The organism is Hydrogenophaga sp. YM1, assembly GCF_016903055.1.
In the GTDB taxonomy this organism is placed as follows: Bacteria; Pseudomonadota; Gammaproteobacteria; order Burkholderiales; family Burkholderiaceae_C; genus Hydrogenophaga; species Hydrogenophaga borbori.
Window position 1 is genome coordinate 1,124,668 of record NZ_CP070223.1, and the last position, 13,839, is coordinate 1,138,506.

14 protein-coding genes and 1 tRNA gene are annotated in these 13,839 nt (G+C 69.7%); 10 read left to right on the plus strand and 5 right to left on the minus strand.

The window, feature by feature from the left end; genetic code table 11:
* The first annotated feature begins 2 nt into the window (after window positions 1-2).
* The 9 genes from JNX00_RS05515 (at window position 3) to JNX00_RS05555 (ending at window position 8,522) form a co-directional block, all read left to right on the plus strand.
* Entirely contained in the window at window positions 3-977 is a 975-nt protein-coding gene (locus JNX00_RS05515) for a TRAP transporter substrate-binding protein (protein WP_204744332.1), read from the plus strand.
* Window positions 974-1,501: a TRAP transporter small permease gene (locus JNX00_RS05520; RefSeq protein ID WP_204744333.1), complete on the plus strand. Its 528-nt coding sequence runs from the start codon at window positions 974-976 to the stop codon at window positions 1,499-1,501. The genes JNX00_RS05515 and JNX00_RS05520 overlap by 4 nt, the downstream gene beginning before the upstream one ends.
* Window positions 1,489-2,766: a TRAP transporter large permease gene (locus tag JNX00_RS05525; protein WP_070399032.1), complete on the plus strand. Its 1,278-nt coding sequence runs from the start codon at window positions 1,489-1,491 to the stop codon at window positions 2,764-2,766. Before JNX00_RS05520 ends, JNX00_RS05525 begins: the two co-directional genes overlap by 13 nt.
* Window positions 2,767-2,778: 12 nt before the next feature.
* Window positions 2,779-3,534 carry an SDR family oxidoreductase gene (locus JNX00_RS05530; protein WP_204744334.1) on the plus strand — a complete coding sequence of 252 codons (756 nt, stop codon included), beginning with the start codon at window positions 2,779-2,781 and terminating at the stop codon, window positions 3,532-3,534.
* Window positions 3,527-4,327: an SDR family oxidoreductase gene (locus JNX00_RS05535; protein WP_070399030.1), complete on the plus strand. Its 801-nt coding sequence runs from the start codon at window positions 3,527-3,529 to the stop codon at window positions 4,325-4,327. Before JNX00_RS05530 ends, JNX00_RS05535 begins: the two co-directional genes overlap by 8 nt.
* 10 nt (window positions 4,328-4,337) lie before the next feature.
* Complete coding sequence (locus tag JNX00_RS05540; protein ID WP_204744335.1) at window positions 4,338-5,870, plus strand: AMP-binding protein; 1,533 nt, start codon at window positions 4,338-4,340, stop codon at window positions 5,868-5,870.
* A 61-nt stretch (window positions 5,871-5,931) separates the two neighbouring features.
* Window positions 5,932-7,080, plus strand: a complete 1,149-nt coding sequence (locus JNX00_RS05545; RefSeq protein WP_204744336.1) for a helix-turn-helix transcriptional regulator — start codon at window positions 5,932-5,934, stop codon at window positions 7,078-7,080.
* A gap of 124 nt (window positions 7,081-7,204) precedes the next feature.
* Window positions 7,205-7,969: a hypothetical protein gene (locus JNX00_RS05550; RefSeq protein WP_070399027.1), complete on the plus strand. Its 765-nt coding sequence runs from the start codon at window positions 7,205-7,207 to the stop codon at window positions 7,967-7,969.
* Window positions 7,970-7,979: 10 nt separating this feature from the next.
* Entirely contained in the window at window positions 7,980-8,522 is a 543-nt protein-coding gene (locus JNX00_RS05555; protein WP_204744337.1) for a hypothetical protein, read from the plus strand.
* 256 nt (window positions 8,523-8,778) lie between these two features.
* On the opposite strand, the gene JNX00_RS05560 is transcribed toward JNX00_RS05555, so the two are convergent.
* Window positions 8,779-8,870: transfer RNA gene (locus tag JNX00_RS05560), tRNA-Ser, on the minus strand.
* A gap of 100 nt (window positions 8,871-8,970) precedes the next feature.
* Between JNX00_RS05560 and JNX00_RS05565 the strand changes: the two genes are divergently transcribed.
* Entirely contained in the window at window positions 8,971-10,395 is a 1,425-nt protein-coding gene (locus tag JNX00_RS05565; protein ID WP_204744338.1) for a HAMP domain-containing sensor histidine kinase, read from the plus strand.
* A gap of 52 nt (window positions 10,396-10,447) precedes the next feature.
* Here the strand turns inward: JNX00_RS05565 and JNX00_RS05570 are convergent, their stop codons facing one another.
* From JNX00_RS05570 to JNX00_RS05585, 4 genes are all read right to left on the minus strand, one after another.
* Complete coding sequence (locus JNX00_RS05570; RefSeq protein ID WP_009517829.1) at window positions 10,448-11,041, minus strand: response regulator transcription factor; 594 nt, start codon at window positions 11,039-11,041, stop codon at window positions 10,448-10,450.
* 147 nt (window positions 11,042-11,188) lie between these two features.
* On the minus strand, window positions 11,189-12,490 hold the full coding sequence (locus tag JNX00_RS05575; RefSeq protein WP_070399021.1) for a tryptophan--tRNA ligase: 1,302 nt from the start codon (window positions 12,488-12,490) through the stop codon (window positions 11,189-11,191).
* A 1-nt stretch (window position 12,491) separates the two neighbouring features.
* Entirely contained in the window at window positions 12,492-13,160 is a 669-nt protein-coding gene (locus tag JNX00_RS05580; protein WP_070399020.1) for a site-2 protease family protein, read from the minus strand.
* A gap of 33 nt (window positions 13,161-13,193) precedes the next feature.
* A complete protein-coding gene (locus tag JNX00_RS05585; RefSeq protein WP_070399019.1) occupies window positions 13,194-13,829 on the minus strand; it encodes an L-threonylcarbamoyladenylate synthase in 636 nt (211 codons plus the stop codon).
* Between the last annotated feature and the right edge of the window lie 10 nt (window positions 13,830-13,839).

Genomic DNA, 13,839 nt, shown 5'->3' on the forward strand with positions numbered 1-13,839 from the left:
ACATGAGCACCTTCCGCACCCTCGCGGCGGCGATCGCCGTGGCCGGCGCCACGCTGGCCGGCGCCGCCGCCCACGCCCAGCAGATCGTCAAGATCGGCTACGCGGTGTCCCGCGACAGCCACTATGGCGCTGGCGCCGATGCGTTCTGCGACACGCTGGAGAAAGGGTCCGCGAACCGCTTCAAGTGCAGCCAGGCCCCCAACGCGACCCTGGGCAACGAGCGTGAGATGGTCGAGTCCGCGCAGATCGGCTCGCTCGACGTCGCCTTCGTGTCGAGTGGCACGGTGGGCAACTTCGTGCCCGACATCCGCGTGCTGGACGTGCCCTTCCTGTTCCGCGACACCGAACACGCCCGCGCCGCCCTCGACGGCGCGGTGGGCCAGAGGCTGCTCGCCGCCTTCCCGGCCAAGGGCCTGATCGCCATGGCCTGGGGCGAGAACGGCTTTCGCCACCTGACGACCTCGCGGCGCGAGATCCGCGCGCCGGGCGACCTGGCCAACATCAAGCTGCGCACGATGGAAAACCGCGTGCACGTGGAGAGCTTCCGCGCCCTGGGCGCGCTGCCCACGCCGATGGCCTGGCCGGAGGTCTACACCGCGCTCCAGCAGGGCACCATCGACGGACAGGAAAACCCGCTGTCCATCCTGGTGACGGCCAAGCTGTGGCAGGTGCAGAAGCACCTGGCGCTCACCTCGCACGTGTATTCGCCGACCCTGCTCATCGCCAGCCCGGCGCTGTGGGCCAAGCTCAACGCCGCCGACCGGCAGCTGTTCCTCAACGCCGCCAAGGCCGGCGCGGCGGCGCAGCGTGAGCGCGTGACCCGCGAGGCGCAGACCGCCGTGGCCCTGCTGGAGAAAGAAGGCATGAGCATCACGCGCCCGGACACTGCCGAGTTCCGCAAGGCGCTGGCGCCGACCTTCAAGAAGTTCGAGGCTCAGTTCGGCCCCGACATCGCGGCCATCCAGCGCGTGCAGTGAGCCCGAACGTGCGCCGCGCCTACCTGGGGTTTGCCAATGGGTGCGAGCGCCTGTGCGCGCTCGCGCTCACTGTGTTGATGGGTGCGATGGCCCTGCTGGGTTTCTTCCAGGTGGCCACGCGCTTCGTGCTGCATGAACCCTCGCCCTGGTCGGAGGAGTTCCTGCGGCGGGCCATGATCTGGCTGGTGGCGATCGGGCTGTCCATCGGCTTTCGCTACGGCGCGCACATCTGCGTCGATGTCATCAACCGCGTGCGGGCAGCCTGGCTGCGGGCCTTCGTGCGATCGAGCGTGTTCCTGCTCTCGCTGGTGTTCCTGGTGACGGTCGCCTGGATCGGCACCGACATGGCCTGGCGGGTTCGCTTTCAGAGCTTCGCCAGCGTGGAGCTGTCCATGACCTGGGCCTACGCGGCCATTCCGGTGGGCGCGGCCTTCGCCGCCATCGCCCTGGTCGCCCAGTTCATCGCCCCGTCGCAAGACACGCCGGGCCGGCAGGAGTTTGGAGGCATGGCATGCCAGGAATGATGTTCGGCACGATGCTGCTGTGCTTCGCGCTCAGCGTCAGCGTGGCCGTGTCGATCGGCCTGGCCAGCCTGGGCGGCGTGCTGATGTCGGGCAGCCTGCCGCTGGTGGTGGTGCCCAAGGAGATGTTCTCCAGCCTCGACAAGTTTCCGCTGCTGGCGGTGCCCTTCTTCGTCCTGGCCGGCAAGCTGATGGAGGAGGGCGGCATCTCGCAGCGCCTGGTGGAGTTCGCCCGCGCGCTCGTGGGCGGCATCCAGGGCGGCCTGGCGCTCAGCTGCGTGCTCACCTGCCTGATCTTCGCGGCGGTGTCGGGCTCGTCCGTGGCCACCACGTTCGCCGTCGGCTCCATCCTCATCCCGGCCCTGGTGCGCATGGGCTATCCCACGAACTGGGCGGCGTCGCTGCAGGCCACCTCGGCGGAGCTGGGGGTGATCGTGCCGCCGTCGGTGCCCATGATCCTGTACGGCGTCGCGGCCGAGGTCTCGATCGGCGAGATGTTCGTCGCCGGCATCGGCCCGGGCGTGCTCATCGCGGGGGCGCTGATGCTCTACGTGCTCATCTGGGCGCGCGTGACGGGCATGGGCAAGCGCGACGGCGAGGGCCGGCTGGCCCTCTGGGTGGCCGGGCGCAACGCGTTCTGGGCGCTGATGATGCCGGTGATCATCCTGGGCGGCATCTACGGCGGCATCTTCACGCCCACCGAGGCCTCGGCGGTGGCCGTGGTCTACGCCGTGCTCGTGGGCCTGTTCGTCTACAAGGGGCTGAGCTGGCGCGCGCTGCCGCGCGTGCTGCGCCAGTCGGCGGTCACCACCTCGGTGATCATGTTCATCATCATGAACGCGGGCCTGTTCTCCTACCTCGTGAACTACGCTGGTATCCCGGAGACCCTGGGCCACTACCTGCAGGAAACGCTCAAGACGCCGATGAACTTCCTGCTGGGCGTCAACCTCGCGCTGTTCCTGATCGGCATGTTCGTCGAGACCGGGGCGGCCATCATCGTGCTGGCGCCGATCCTGGCCCCGGTGGCGGTCTTCTTCGGCATCGACCCGGTGCACTTCGGGCTGATCGTCATCGTGAACCTGGCCCTGGGCATGATCACGCCGCCGGTGGGGGTGAACCTGTTCGCCGCCTGCGCGGTGGCGCGCATCCCCCTGGACCAGCTCGTCAAGCCGCTGCTGCCGTTCGTGGGCGTGGTCATCCTCTGCCTGGGGCTGATCTCGGCGGTGCCGGAGATCTCGCTCACGCTGCGCGACGCGGTGTTTCGATAGGGAGACGACACGATGAACCCGGAAGAAGGCATCGACGCGCTGGGCGTCGACCTGAGGGGACAGCACGCGCTGATCCTGGGCGTGGGCGGCATCGGCTGGGCGCTCGCGCGCATCGGCGCGGCCCTCGGCGCGCGCCTGACCCTGGTCGACCGGCAGCTGCCCGGCGAGGACCTGCGAAACGCCTTGTGCGAGGCGGCCTCGCACCGGTGGCTGGCGATGGACCTGTCCGACACCTCGGAGCAGGACCGCCTGCTGGCGCTGTGCGGCGACGTCGATGCGCTGGCCATCACCAGCGCGGTGTGCCCGGACGAGTCCGGGCTCGACCCCGCATCCGCGGCATGGGACGAGAGCTTCGAGGCCGTGTTCCGCATCAACGTGGCGGCACCGCTGCGGCTGAGCCTGCGCATGCTCGACGCCATGGCCGCGCGCGGCCGGGGGCGCATCGTGCTCGTCGGGTCCATGGCGGCGCGCAACGGCGGCCTGCTGGCCGGCGGGCAGTACGCGGCGAGCAAGGGCGCCCTGCACACCGCGGCGCGCTGGCTGGCGCAGCGCGCCGCGCCGCGCGGCGTGAGCGTCAACGCCGTCGCGCCCGGGGTCACGCTGACCCCCATGATCGAGGGTCGCTCGTACGACGCCTCGCGCATCCCGCTGGGGCGGGCCGCGGAGCCGGTGGAGGTGGCGCGGATCATCGCGTTTCTGATGAGCCCGGCGGCCAGCTACGTGCAGGGCCAGGTCATCGACGTCAACGGAGGGGCCTGGATTGGCTGAGACACAAGCATTCGGGGGGCGCTGGTCCCTCGTCACCGGCGGTGCCAGCGGCATCGGCCTGGCCTGCGCGCAGGCGCTGGCGCAAGAAGGCAGCGCCCTGGTGCTGCTGGACGTGGACGCAGCCGGCCTGGCGGCGGCGCGCTCGCGCCTGTCCCCGCTGGGCGTGGCGGTCGAGACGCGCGAGGTCGACGTGTCCGACGCGGCCGCGCTGGAGGCCATTGCCGCCGATCTCGACGCGCGCGGCGTGCGGGTCGAGCACATGGTGTTGGCCGCCGGCGTGCTGCAGCCCATGCACGGCATCGAAACGCTGGACCTGGCCGTGCACGAGCGGGTCTGGCGCATCAACTACCACGGCAGCTACCACTGCTGCCGCCTGTGGGGCGAGCGCATGCGGGTGGCCGGGCGCGGCGCCATCGTCACCGTGTCCTCGGTCACCGCGCAGCGCGCCACGCCGCTGCTGGCCTACGGTCCCGCCAAGGCGGCGCTGGAGAACCTGACGGCCTCGCTGTCCGTGGCCTACGCGCCGCACGGTGTGCGCATCAACGCCGTGGCGCCCGGCTTCACGCTGACGCAGGCGCTGCAGGACAAGATCGACGCCGGCCTGCGCGACGCGGACGCCATCCTGTCGCAAGTGCCCATGGGCCGCTTCGCGACCCCCCAGGAGATCGCCGCGAGCGTGCGCTTCCTGCTGTCCGACCAGGCCGCCGCGGTCACGGGCACCACCCTGGTGGTGGACTGCGGCTGGCTGGCGGGCTCCGGCTGGCAGACTTACCAGCCGATGCCGCGGCGCTGAAAGGGTCCCCATGCATTTCAATCACGGTGTTTTCGGCCTGTTGTGGCGCACCGCCACGCAGCGGCCCCAGGCCCCGGCCGTGGCCCTGGGCGAACGGGTCGTGGCGCGCTACGGCGATCTGCTCGCGCGCGCCCTGGACGTGTCGGCCGGGCTGGCCCGCCTGGGCTGCCGGCCCGGCGACCGGGTGGTGATGTTCATGAAGAACCAGCCCGAGTGGCTGGCCCTGATGTTCGGCTGCTGGGCGCGTGGTCTGGTGGTCGTGCCGGTCAACGTGAAGCTGCACGCGCGCGAGCTGGCGTTCATCCTGGACGACTGCCAGGCGCGCGCGCTGTTCCACGACCCGGGCCACCAGGACGCGCTGGACGCGCTCGGCCTGGTGCCGCGCACGCCCGGGATCGCGGTCGGCGGTGCCGACTACCAGCGCCTGCTGGGCGCGCCCCCGATGGCGCCCGAGCCGGTGGCACCGGACGCCCTGGCCTGGCTGTTCTACACCAGCGGCACCACCGGACGGCCCAAGGGCGCCATGCTCAGCCACGCCAACCTGCTGGCGATGGCCAGCGCCTACACCAACGACGTCGAGCCCGAAGGCATGGGCCGCGCCATCCTGCACGCCGCGCCCATGTCGCACGGCTCGGGCCTGTACATCCTGCCGCACGTGCTGCACGGCTCGCTGCACATCTGCCCCGAGTCGCGCGGCTTCGAGGTCGACGAGATCGACCGCCTGATGGCCGTGCACCGGGGCGTGTCGATGTTCGCCGCGCCGACCATGGTCACCCGGCTCACGCTGTCGGCGGCCACCGACCTGCCCGGCCTGCAGACGCTCGTCTATGGCGGCGGGCCGATGTACGTGGCCGATTGCGTGCAGGCCATGGACCGTTTTGGCGAACGCCTGGCGCAGATCTACGGCCAGGGCGAAACGCCCATGACCATCAGCTCGCTGACGCGCTCGCAGCACGAGCGCGGCCACCCCCGGCTGCAGGCGCGCCTGGCGTCCTGCGGCTACGCGCAGACCGGCGTGCAGATCCGCATCCTGGACGACCGCGGCGAGGCCCTGCCGGTGGGCGAGACGGGCGAGATCGTGGTGCGCGCGCCCACGGTCATGCTGGGGTACTGGAACCTGCCGGACGCGACCCGCAAGACCCTCAGGGACGGCTGGCTGTACACGGGCGACGTCGGCGCCTTCGACGCGGACGGCCTGCTGACGCTGAAGGACCGCAGCAAGGACGTGATCATCAGCGGCGGCACCAACATCTACCCGCGCGAGGTCGAGGAGGTGTTGCTGCGCCACCCCGCAATCCGCGAGGTGTGCGTGCTCGGCATGCCGGACGCCGATTGGGGCGAATCGGTGGTGGCCGTCTACAGCTGCCGCGACGGCGAGGTCGCCACGGTGCAGGAGCTGGACCAGCTCTGCATCGAGCACATCGCGCGCTTTAAGCGACCCAAGCGCTACCTGCAGGCCGCGGAACTGCCCAAGAACGCGGCCGGCAAGATCCTCAAGGCGAAGTTGCGCGAGCAACTGGCGGCATCCGGCCGGGCCGGCTGAGCGGTCCTGCGGCGGCCGTCGGACGCGCCGGCCGAGTGCCGATATCGGTTAAAACGCCGGCATGTCCCGACCCGATGTCCTCATGCACCGGGCCACCGAGGCCCTGTACGACGCCGTGATCGACCCAGCCGCCTGGGACGATGCCATGCGGGCGCTGCGTGCCCTGTTCCATTCGCGGGTGGAAGCCTTGTACTGCCTGGACCTGCGCGCGCGCGCTCTGCGGCCCGTTCGCATCGAAGGCGTCGATCGGGCACACATCAAGCGCTTCTCGGCCAGTTTCTACCTGCCCGACAACCCCTGCCTGAAAACGCCCGAGCTGCACCGGCCAGGCGTGGTCCGCACCGAGGAACGCATGCTCGCTCACCTGGGTGACCCGGCGGCCTTGCGGCGCTCGACCTACTTCAACGAGTGGCTGCGGCCGCAGGGCCTCGCGCACACCATGGGCATCACGCCGTGGGTGCAGGAGGGCCTGGTGCTCAACTTCAGCCTGTTGCGCGAGCCCGGTCGCGGCGGCTTCGGCCTCGCCGAGCAGCGCCGCCTCGATCGGCTCGCGAAGCACATGGAGCGCGCCATGCGCATGGTGGTGAAGCTCGACACGCTGACGCAGCGTTGCAGCGACAGCACGACGGCCCTCGATCGGATCGAGCAGGGCATGGCCGTGCTCGACGCGCAAGGGGCCTTGCTGCAGGCCAACCAGGCGGCGCTGCGGCTGCTCGCGCGCGGCAAGGGCTTCTGTTTGCGCGGCGGCCGGCTCGCCGCGCGCGAGCCGCAAGACCAGGCGCGTCTCGATGCCCTGCTGAACGCCTGCACGGCCGGCAGCACCTGGGCCGAACCGCTCCAGCCGGCCGCGCTCGTGGTTCAGGGGCTGGTGCTGCAGATGACACCCCTGCGCAGCACGCGCAGCGTGTTCGTGTCGCCGCAGGCGGCCGTCCTCGTGAGCCTGTCGGAACCGCTGGCGCCGCCGGTCGCACAGGCGCGCGAGACGCTGGCCGCGCTGTTCGGACTCACCGGGGCCGAAGCGCGGCTGGCGCTGTCGCTGATGGACGGGGGAGGGCTGCGCGAAGCCGCGTCGCGCGCGCGCATGAGCTATGCCACCGCGCGCTGGTACCTGAAGATCCTGTTCCAGAAAACCGGGTCCACGCGACAGAGCGAACTGATCGCGCTGCTGGTGCGGGTCACGCAGTCGGCCCGGCCGCTGCAGATGCACTGAGGTCGTGACCCCGCCCGGCATCGCCGCGCGCCTCGCACCGCCCATGGGCGCACCTCCCATTTGGGAGGTGCCTCGCATGCCCGCGCGACCTAGCATGGGCCCATCACAACCGAGGACAGTCGATATGCGTTACGCCGTTTTCCGGCGCGCTTCGGCCGGGCTGCTCGCCATGGCCGCCGCGCTGTGCCAGCCCGCCGCGGCCCAACCGTCGTTTGACATCGTGGGCCTGCGCCCGGGCATGAGCGAAGCCGAAGCGATGGCGGCGCTCACCGCACACCGCCCCGGCATGCGCGTGCAGAAGCGCAACATGACCTACAACTACAGCGACGGCGTGCAGCAGCTCAACACGCCGCCCTTTCTGTACGAGCTGTGGGTGACCTTCGACGACGCGCAAGGCCGCGAGGATTTCCGGCTCTACTTCGCACCGCCGCCCAGCGCGTCGCGTGTGCTCGGCATGACGCGTCAGGTGAGCCTGAAGTCTCCTCCCACGCAGGCCCAGCTCGGTGCCCAGCTGGCGCAGCGCTACGGCTCGCCCACCACCAGCGGCAAGAGCAACACCACCACCAACTTCGTTTGGGGGGAGCCCGGCAAACCCATGTGCTGGCGCAGCACGCCCAACACCACGGTGATCGGGGTGGGCGAAGCATCCGACATCCTGAGCGGCCTCAAACGCGGCCAGGACAAGGGCTATGTGCCGCGAGACCCCTCGACCTGCGGGCTGGCCGCCGCCGCCAGCATGGCCGGCGAGCCGGTGCACAACCTCACGGTGCGGCTGGTGGACTACGGCGCCTGGGCCGGCACGCACCAGAAGGCCAGGGACTGGGTGGAGCAGCAACGGCAAGAGGCCGTGAAGGCGCGGTTGTCGCGCGGTGCGGCACCCAAGCTCTGAGGAGCGCTTCGTGGCATGGTGCTCGCGCTGGCTGGCCGCGCTGTGGTTCACCACCGCTGCGGCGGCCTGGGCCCAGCCGGCGGGGCCGCGCCTGTTGTTCGGCGACGCGGCCAGCCGGCTGCCCGAGGCCGATCAGCAGGCCATCTTCCGCCTGCTCGACTACCGGATCGCCCCGGGCGGCAAGGCCTTGATCGCGCCCGATTGCGGCGAGATCGCGCACGAGACCCAGGTGCTCGACCTGAACAGCGACGGTGTGCCCGAGGTGCTGGTGATCGCGGGCAATGGCTGCACCTCGGGCCACACCGGCTCCTCGGTGTTCCTGTTCGTGAAAGACGCGCAGGGCCGCTATGCGCAGCAACTGGGTTTTCCCGGCGCGAGCGTCACGCCATTGCCGACACGAAGCCAGGGCTGGCGGGACCTGCGCATCGGCACGGCGGGCTTCTGCGAGCCGGTGTGGGCGTGGAAGGGTTCGGCCTACGACCTGAAGTGCAGCGTGGAAACCCAGCGCCGGGGCTGCCAGGGGCTGGGGCCGGTGAAGCTGTGCCGGCGTTGAGGGCCTGTCTAACGCCCTGCAAGTGAATGCGTCGGGTTCACGGCACCCCCCCCATGAAAAGCTGACGCTGCCTGCCGCCTCGTCCGGATCGAGCACCTCCCCGCTCAAGAGCAGGTCGGCCTCTGCCGAACCGAGCGCGTCGCTGCCGGTACTTTTGAGCGCCGAGACAAACGCTTAAGCCCTGCGCAACTCAGCGCCAGGCCTCACGCGTTCACCCAACAAAAAAGCCCCTGCACTGCAGGGGCCTCAGACTCGCTGGCGGAGAGAGAGGGATTCGAACCCTCGGTACAGGAGAACCTGTACGCCGGATTTCGAATCCGGTGCATTCGACCACTCTGCCATCTCTCCGTGTCGAAGCCCGCGATTCTAGCAGGCGGCGAAACCCCTCCAGGTTCCGCCGCAGCCGCCGTTTCGCCGTGCACAATCGCGCGACCCTTCCGCCGCCGCCATGCTCGTCGACACCCAGCCCGCCACCCACCAGCACGTTCCGGCCGCGCCAGAGGTGCGCGACGCCTGGGTCAATTCCCAGCTCGTGGGGGTGATGATGGACAACCTCGGGTCCACCCTGCTGCTGGGCGGGCTGTCGCTGCCGATCCTGGTCTACCTCATGGCCGGCGAGGTCTCCACCCCGGCCCTGGTGCTCTGGACGGCGGCCATGCTGATCAGCCTGGTGCTCCGTTTTCGACTCATTGGCATCTACCGCCTGCGCTACGACAGCGTGGACGGCCCGCAGCGCCAGGCGTTCATCGAGCGCTACGGCTGGTCCTGGCCCGCTATCGGCCTGCTCTGGGGCGGCCCAGTGGCGCTCAGCTACCTGCAGGCCAGTTTCATCACCCAGTTCGTCTGCGCACTGGTGGTGGTGGGGCAGGGCCTGGTGACGCTGGCCGCCTACAGCGCCTACCGGCCCATCTACCGCTCCTACACCAACGCGCTGTCGCTGTCCGCCCTGATCGGCCTGGTGCTGGCCACCGTCCTCTATTTCGATCGCACCGACCCGCTGCAGACCACGGCCCTGTTCGCGGTGCTGGTGGTCTTCTGGGCCCTGCTGCAGATGGCCGGCGTGCGCCTGCACCAGGTCTACCGGTCCAGCTTCGAGCTGCAGTTCTCCAACCAGGAACTGATCGACTCGCTCACGCTGCAGACGCGCGCTTCGCTGCGCGCCGTGTCCACCAAGAACCGATTCCTGGCTTCGGCCGCGCACGACCTGCGCCAGCCGGTGCACGCGCTCAGCCTGTACGCCGACTGGCTGGCCAGCGAGCCCGAGATGGCGCGTGACATCGCGCCGCGCATCCTGCAGTCCACGCGCGCCATCAACGAGCTGTTCGACTCGCTGTTCGACCTCACGCGCATCGACGCCGGCAACTACAAGGTGCGCCTGCAGCACGTGGAGGTGAACAAGCTGTTCGCCGACATCGCGCTGCAGTTCGAGCCGGTGGCCGCGGGCAAGCAGCTGCGGCTGCGCACGCGGGCCCAGCCGATCACGCTGTGGTCCGACCCGGTGGTGCTGCGCCGCATTCTGGGCAATCTGGTGTCCAACGCGCTGCGCCACACCACGCGCGGCGGCGTGTTGCTGGCGCTGCGCCGCCGCCAGGACATGGTGGTGTTCGAGGTCTGGGACACGGGCGTGGGCATCGCGCGCGAGCACCAGCAGGCCATCTTCCAGGAGTTCTTTCGCGTCTCCCAGCACCAGGGCACCGAGGACAGCCTGGGCCTGGGCCTGACCATCGTCTCCAAGCTGGCCACGCTCATGGGTTACCAACTGGCGCTGCAGTCCGAGGCCAGCCGGGGCAGCGTGTTTCGTGTGATGCTGCCGGCCTATACCCAGCAGGACGACACCGCCGACCCGCAGCCCACGGTGGTGGCACGGGGCTGACAAAACAAAACCGCCGTGTGGACGGCGGTTTTGGCGGGAAGGGGCGCGGTCTTCAGAGGTCCAGCAGGCCAGCGGTGCGGGCCAGGTGGCTGGCCTGGGAGCGGCTCTTCACGTTCAGGCGGCGGAACAGCCGCCACAGGTGCACCTTGACGGTGTGCTCGCTGATCTGCAGCTGCTCGGCGATGTCGCGGTTGGACAGGCCGCGGTCCAGCATCACGAGCAACTGCTTCTGGCGCTTGGACAGCTTGTCGGGGATGGTGGGGGCGTTCTCGTCCTCGACCTCATCGGCCAGGAATTCGCGCAGCACCTTGGCGATCTGGGCCGCGCCAGCGGACTTTTCCACGTAGGCGTCGGCGCCGGCCTCGCGGGCCAGGTCTTCGTAATCGGATGAAGGGGACGCCGACAGCACGATCAGCGAGGTGTCGGGCAGCATCTGACGGATCTCGCGCACACCGGAGACGCCGTTGGTGTCGGGCAGTTTCAGGTCAAGACAGACGAGCTCGGGCTCGCCGTGTTCGGCGATGGCCTTGCTCACCGAGGCCAGGCGCTCGAGCTCGACCACCTGGGTCGATGCGCGCAGGCGGCGCAGCAACATGACCACGGCCTCGCGCATCAGCGGGTGATCGTCAATGACAAAAATACTCATGTCAGGATGCGCAATTCATGATTTGGTTTAACGGCACAGCATATCGGCATATAACCGATTTGGCGATAGCCGGGCGCCCTTCCCCAGGGGCACGCTGAAGGCGGAGGAGGGTTGCGCTATCCGCCTGGGGGCCGATTGTGAACCAATTCAGGTGGCCGATTCGCGCAACTGCAGCAGCGCGGACGTGACGCGCTCCACATCATTGGGCGCAATCAATTGGGGTGCCAAGGCATCGAGCGCGGTCTTTCCCTCGGCTTGCAGCCGGGCCATGGCCTGGGCGGCCTCGCGCGGGGCGGCGAAACCCTGGCTTTGCAGCAGCAACTCGCCTTTGGCGTCGGCGAGCTTGAAATAGAAGAGGCCGTCCTTCTCGCGGTACTGCTTGAAGACCGGCAGGGCCGCCTTGGCGGCCTTGGCCGAGGCACCGGCCCTATCGGCCTGGGCGTCCAGTGGGCGCAGACCCACCGCGTGGCGCAGGCGCTGGGTGAAGGGGGTGGCGGTGGCGCGCGCCTTGGCCGCGCCCATCTTCAGGGTTTTCTCGATGCGCGCGGGGTCCTGGATCAGGTCGTCGTAGACCTCGCGCAGGGGCGCGATCTCGCGGTCCAGCCGCTCGAACAGCAGCTGCTTGGCCTCGCCCCAGGCGATGCCCTCGGCATAGGCCTTGGCCAGGGCAGCGGTTTCCTCCGCGCTGGCGAAGGCCTGGTAGAGCTGGTACAGGGCCGAGCCCTCGGTGGACTTGGGTTCGCCGGGCGCACGCGAGTCGGTGACGATGCCCATGATGAGCTTCCTCAGCTGCTCGCGCGGCACGAACAGCGGGATGGTGTTGTCGTAGCTCTTGCTCATCTTGCGGCCGTCCAGGCCGGGCAGGGTGGCCACCTGTTCCTCGATGACCACTTCGGGCAGCGTGAAGTGCTCGCCATAGAGGTGGTTGAAGCTGGAGGCGATGTCGCGCGCCATCTCCAGGTGCTGGACCTGGTCGCGCCCCACGGGCACCTGGTGGGCGTTGAACATCAGGATGTCGGCCGCCATCAGCACCGGGTACATGAACAGGCCGGCGGTCACGCCGTCGTCGGGCTCGGCGCCGGCCGCGGCGTTCTTGTCCAGCGCGGCCTTGTAGGCGTGGGCCCGGTTGAGCAGGCCCTTGCCGGTCACGCAGGTGAGCATCCAGGTGAGTTCGGGAATCTCGGGGATATCGGACTGGCGGTAGAAGGTGACCTTCTCGGGGTCGAGCCCGCAGGCCAGCCAGGTGGCGGCGATCTCCAGCGTGGAGCGCTGCACGCGGGCCGGGTCGCCACTGGTCTTGATGAGCGCGTGGTAGTCGGCCAGGAAGTAGAAGCTCTCGACGCCGGGCAGGCGGCTGGCGCGAACGGTGGGCCGGATGGCACCGACGTAGTTGCCCAGGTGGGGCGTGCCGGACGTGGTGATGCCGGTGAGGACGCGAACGGGATTCATATCAGAGCAGGAGCAGACGGATCGGGGTGAGCAGCCATTCGATGGCGCTGCCGGTGATGTTCATGAGCGGGCGCAGCCAGAGGTTGCCCACGATGCCCGTGACCACCAGCGCCAGCACGATGAAGAAGCCGTAGGGCTCGATGCGCGAGAAGGCGGCGGCCTGCTTCCAGGGCAGCAGGCCGGTGAGGATGCGCCCGCCGTCCAGCGGCGGCAGCGGGAAGAGGTTGAAGGCGAACATCACCAGGTTGACGACGAAGCCGGCGCGGCACATGGCGAGCCAGAAGCGCTCGCTGACACCGATGGACTGCAGCACGTAGAGCAGCAGCAGCCACAGCGCGGCCTGCAGCAGGTTGGAGGCCGGGCCCGCGAGGGCCACCCAGATCATGTCGCGCTTGGGGTTGCGCAGCCGCCCGAAGTTGACCGGCACCGGCTTGGCGTAGCCGAACAGGAAGGTGCCGGCCGTGGCGAAGTACAGCAGCAGCGGCATGAGGATGGTGCCCAAGGGGTCGATGTGCTTCATCGGATTGAGCGTGACGCGACCGAGCTGCCAGGCCGTGGGGTCGCCGTAGTGGCGCGCCACGTAGCCGTGCGCCGCCTCGTGCAGGGTGATGGCGAACAGCACCGGGATGGCGTAGAGCGTGACCGTCTGGACGATGAGGGCGATATCCATGCGCGGATTGTCCCAGACGCGGGCGCCGGGGCGTCAGAGCCCCAGCGGGGCCAGCGAGCCCTGGCCCTGGCGCACCACCTCGGGCTCGCCGCCGGTGCCCATGGGCACCAGGTCGAGCACGGTGGTGGGCTCCAGCGCGCAGGCGCCGGCGTCGATCACCGCGTCCACCTCGTGCTGCAGGCGGTCGCGGATGGTCTCGGGGTCGTTCAGCGGGTGTGGCTCGCCGGGCAGGATGAGCGTGGTGGCCAGCAGGGCCGCGCCGTGCTGCTCCAGCAGCTCGCGCAGCGCGCGGTGCTCGGGCACGCGCAGGCCGATGGTCTTGCGCGAGGGGTGGCTGACGCGGCGCGGCACCTCCTTGCTGGCCTCCAGGATGAAGGTGTAGGGCCCGGGCGTGGCGAGCTTGAGCAGGCGGTACTGGCGGTTGTCCACCTTGGCGTAGCTGGCGAGCTCGCTCAGGTCGCGGCACAGCAGGGTGAGGTGGTGCTTGTCGTCCACCTGGCGGATGCGGCGCAGCCGGTCGGCCGCGGCCTTGTCGTCCAGGTGGCAGGCCAGGGCGTAGCTGGAGTCGGTGGGCACGGCGATCACGCCGCCGCGCTGCAGCACGGCCGCCGCCTGCTTGAGCAGGCGCGGCTGCGGGTTGTCGGGGTGGACGCTGAAGAGCTGGGACATGGTTCAGACC